We start from the raw sequence: 4476 nt of genomic DNA, 5'->3' as shown, positions 1-4476 counted from the left end.
TGAACCAGAAGTAGATATTTATAGTAAAGAAAAAGAAAAAGCTGAAGAAATTCTTTGTGAAGAATTGAAAAAACATTTAGATGAATTGCCTGAAGAAGATAACGTGATGCTGAAGGTGACTATTCCAACAGTAGCCAACACGTATGAAAAATTGGCTCAACACCCTCGTGTTGTCCGCGTTGTTGCTTTATCTGGTGGTTATTCACGTGACGAAGCTAATGAAAAATTAAAAGAAAATAAAGATTTGATTGCCAGCTTCTCAAGAGCATTGAGCGAAAACTTAAATGTCGATCAATCTGATGAAGAATTTAATGAAACACTTAAAGAAGCCATCGAAGCCATTTATGATGCTTCTGTAAACAAAAAATAACTGTTCTTCTTCATACACTAACAAAAAATGATCGCTAAAAACAAATACCATCCTGCTTCTGTTTATACCAGAAGCAAGATGGTATTTTTGTAGAGTAAGGTATGACAATTTTTTTGCATTCGTTGTCTAGCGAGTCAACTAAAATAGGATCGCATCTGCTCTCTCGACTACTGTTCAACTTCTACGCTGTACTTCGCGCATCTTGCCTGTATCCAACTAAAGCTGGAAGTCTCCTAGCTATTTTGCTTTGTGTTGCTTATTTTATTAATAAGGTTATTTATTAGTCAAATGGCTTCTTGTTGTGTTGCTCATTTCGTCAATAAGATTGTTTATTAGTCAAATGGACTCTTGTTGTGTTGCTCATTTCGTCAATAAGATTGTTTATTAGTCAAATGACTCTTGTTGTGTTGCTCATTTCGTCAATAAGAGGACAAGCCGCCAGTCAAGTTGGACTCAAGAGAAGATAAATAAAGCAAAAACCTATAAATCAAGTTTTATCTTTTCTATAAAAGAACCCCATATAAATTATTATCAAACCATTTCTTTCAAAAGGGTCTTTGAAAGAAATAATTTTTGGTTTGGCAAGTCGTCAACGTACTCCATTCGCATAGTGCCTACTTTTTGTATTTTTACAGTATGCTTTTCAATTTTTTATTATTCTTATCCCACTAATTGTTTTCTTTCGTTGTAAAACCCTTTGTAAGCTAAGTAACTAGCAATAACGGAGGCTATACTTGTCGTCGAAAGAAGCATAAAAGTTACCATGATTTGGTATTTTATTGCATGAGCCGGATCTACACCCGCAAACATTAATCCGGACATCATTCCCGGCAAGCTCACCAATCCTACTGTTTTAGCGGAATCGATAGTTGGCGACATTCCTGCTTTAATGCTATCTCGTACGATAGAAATTGAAGCTTGTTTTAAATCAGCCCCCAAAGCTAGCTTTTCCAAAACTTGTTGGCGTTGATCTGTAAACTTACTATTCAAATTTCGATAACAAATCCCAATAGCAATCATAGAATTACTAGCAATCATTCCTGAAATAGGTACGACTTGAGAAGGTGTAAAAGCTACTGAACCAGACAGCAGCAAAATAGCTAAGGTCAAAGCTGTAGCTGTCATAATAGCCAGAAAAGAAATGGTAAAAGCTTTAGGGATCCCTTGACTTCTTTTAGCTGCATTATATGAAGCATTAAAAACAATAACCAGAGCCATCATCAAGGTAACGAATACGTTATCTAATTTAAAAATGTAGCCTAGTACATACCCTACGATTACCAACTGAATAACAGCGCGGAAAACGCCCCATAAAATATCTTTTCCTAGATCTAATTTTTCTTTATAAACTACTCCTAGTGCAACTAAAACCAGACCTGTGGCAAATAATAAAGACGTGTTGCTGATCTCTAACTGCATCTTTTCCCCTCCGCTTCTCCATTGACAATTTCTATTATTCGGTTAGCAGCTGAAATCTCAGCAGGATTGTGTGTCACCCATAAGACCGTAATTTGTTCTTTTTGATTCATTTCTTGAATTAAACACTTAATAATCTGCTGATTTTTTGCATCTAATGCACTCGTTACTTCATCTAACAACAAAACTTTTGGAGTGATCAATAGACTGCGAATCAAAGCAATGCGCTGTTTTTCACCACCAGATAACTCATTGATATTTTTTGTCAGATATACTTTATCCAATCCAACTTTATGTAAGTAATCGATAGCTTTTTTAGAATCAAATTTTTTGTCCCTAATAACATAAGGAAAAGCTAAATTTTCTTGTACAGTTTGGCCAAATAAAACAGCTGTTTGAAAACAATAAGAAACTTCTTTTCGGTAATCAATTGGATCATACTCTGTTAAAGATTTTCCTTGATACTCGACTATTCCCGTTGTTGGAGAAAGCATTGTAGCAATAATTTTTAAAAGAGTGCTCTTTCCACTTCCGGATGGTCCAGTGATTGTCACAAACTCACCCTTTTCAACAGAAAAATCAATACCTTTCAAAATAACTTGATCTTTTACTTCAAAACCAAGTTGGCTTAGATTAATAATCGGTTCACTCACTCTTCTCCCTCCTCTTTTTTATCATTTATTGATTGAAAGCTAACCTTTCTATTCTCATCCGCTTAATTTTAACATATATTTCCTTCTGTTTTTTATGGAAACCTAAAAAAGAGGGATTAGGACATTGTCCCAACCCCTTTTCAAAATTTTTAAATAACTTCGCCTTTCCAAGCAGAGATGCCGCCCATCACATTTACTACCTGATAGCCTTCTTGTGCTAATTGTTGGCAAGCTATTGCAGAACGTCCGCCAGAATGGCACATGACATAATATTCTTGGTTTTTATCCAATTGTGTTGTCCCAACAGGAAATGCACTTAACGGTAAATGAACTGCTCCTTCTACATGTCCATTATTCCATTCATCCATTTCACGGACATCGATCAAAGGAATAGTTTCGTTTTTCCATTTTTGTTCAAATTCTGGCATGGATATGGAGTTATACATTATTTTTCCACCTTTTCTGCATTTATTGTTGAGTAAAGAGCAAAAGCTCCATCTAGGTTTTTAACTGCATAGCCTTCTTGTTTTAATAACCGTTCCGCAATATAGCTGCGTTGCCCGCTATGACAGCTAACAATAATAGGTTGGTCTTTTGATAATTCTGTCATCCGTTCCCGCAAGCTGTCCAATGGAATATTAACAGAATCTTTTAAGCGGCCATTATTTTCTAATTCACTTTCATTACGAACATCTAATAACAGATATCCTTCTTTTTGTTTTTCTTCTAGTTCATACCATTGAATGGATTCAGAAATTCCTTCGATCACATTGAGTGCTGCGTATCCAGCCATATTAACTGGATCTTTAGCTGATCCAAATGGTGGTGCATAGGTAAATTCTAGTTCTGGCAAGTCATGCACGGTTAATCCAGCTTTAATTGCCGTTGCAATAATATCTATCCGTTTATCTGCACCATCTTTTCCAATTGCTTGTGCCCCGTATATTTTTCCATTTATCGGGTGGAATAACAATTTCAATAAAATTATGTTCGCATTCGGATAATAACTTGCATGACTCTTTCCTTGAATATGAATGACATCATACGTTTTATCGGCTTGTTTTAATTGACGTTCATTTAAACCTGTTGAAGCAGCTGCCAAATCAAACACACGGACAATAGCGGTTCCGATGCTGCCTTTATTTTTACGTGGCAAGCCGCTAATCACATCTGCCACTTGTCTTCCTTGTCGATTTGCTGGTGAAGCAAGAGCAATCAATGCATCTTCGCCAGTGACTTGTTGTTTCACAATAATCGCATCGCCGACTGCATAGATATCTTTTTGACTAGTTTCATATTGTTCATTTACTAAGATTCCTCCGCGAAGACCCGTTTCTATTCCTGCCGTTTTAGCTAGTGCTGATTCTGGAGAAACACCGACAGACATCAAAGTCAGATCACTTACCAAGCGTTCGCCATTTTCTAAAACAACCGTTTTGCCTTCATCTTCAAAAGCTGTTGCTCCCAATCCAGTATACAACTGAATCCCATGAGCTTTTAATTCATTTGTGATATAGGCTGCCATTTCCTCATCAAAAGGAGGCAAAACATGCGGTGCTTTTTCAACAATCGTTACGTCTAAGCCACGGCTGACTAAACTTTCTGCCATTTCTAAGCCAATAAAACCTGCTCCAATTACAACAGCTTTTTTAGGTTGATATTGCTCAATGAATTCTGTGATTCCATCAACATCCGGCACAGAGCGCAACGTAAAAATATTTTTAGCTTCTTCTATTCCATCGGCAGGCGGAACAACTGGTCTTGCACCAGGAGAAAGAATCAGCTTATCATAAGATAACGTATATTCTTCCTCAGACGACTTAACATAAACTTCTTTCTTTTCCGCATCAACAGAAAGTGCTTCGCTATTTGGACGAACGTCTAATGCAAAACGAGCTTGAAGTTGTTCAGGTGTTTGAACCAGCAAGTCACTGCGTTCTTCAATATCTCCTGCTATATAATAAGGCAGGCCACAATTAGCAAAAGAGACATGAGGTCCTTTTTCCAGCACAATAATGTCAGCTTTTTCATTTAAAC

4 protein-coding genes and 1 pseudogene are annotated in these 4476 nt (G+C 36.7%); 1 reads left to right on the top strand and 4 read right to left on the bottom strand.

All coding sequences use genetic code 11. From position 1 onward, the window contains the following. Positions 1–370 (top strand): annotated as a pseudogene (locus RT405_RS07495) (class I fructose-bisphosphate aldolase); the annotation flags it as partial. Positions 371–1030: 660 nt separating this feature from the next. Here RT405_RS07495 and RT405_RS07490 read toward each other — a convergent pair. From RT405_RS07490 to RT405_RS07475, 4 genes are all read right to left on the bottom strand, one after another. Beyond that, positions 1031–1789, bottom strand: coding sequence for an ABC transporter permease (locus RT405_RS07490; protein WP_313468856.1), 759 nt, complete (start codon positions 1787–1789; stop codon positions 1031–1033). Then, positions 1780–2439: an ATP-binding cassette domain-containing protein gene (locus tag RT405_RS07485; RefSeq protein ID WP_313468854.1), complete on the bottom strand. Its 660-nt coding sequence runs from the start codon at positions 2437–2439 to the stop codon at positions 1780–1782. Before RT405_RS07485 ends, RT405_RS07490 begins: the two co-directional genes overlap by 10 nt. A 149-nt stretch (positions 2440–2588) precedes the next feature. Then, positions 2589–2885 carry a rhodanese-like domain-containing protein gene (locus RT405_RS07480; RefSeq protein ID WP_313468852.1) on the bottom strand — a complete coding sequence of 99 codons (297 nt, stop codon included), beginning with the start codon at positions 2883–2885 and terminating at the stop codon, positions 2589–2591. Next, positions 2885–4476 (bottom strand): FAD-dependent oxidoreductase (locus RT405_RS07475; protein WP_313468851.1); only part of this gene is annotated, 1592 nt, incomplete at its 5' end. The genes RT405_RS07480 and RT405_RS07475, both read right to left, overlap by 1 nt.

This window comes from Carnobacterium sp., assembly GCF_032094055.1.
Lineage (GTDB): Bacteria > Bacillota > Bacilli > Lactobacillales > Carnobacteriaceae > Carnobacterium_A.
This window is presented reverse-complemented; position numbering and strand designations above follow the sequence as displayed.

Coding starts and splice junctions, on each gene's coding strand:
- RT405_RS07490 (WP_313468856.1), bottom strand. CDS start 1,789: ATGCAGTTAGAGATCAGCAACACGTCTTTATTATTTGCCACAGGTCTG.
- RT405_RS07480 (WP_313468852.1), bottom strand. CDS start 2,885: ATGTATAACTCCATATCCATGCCAGAATTTGAACAAAAATGGAAAAAC.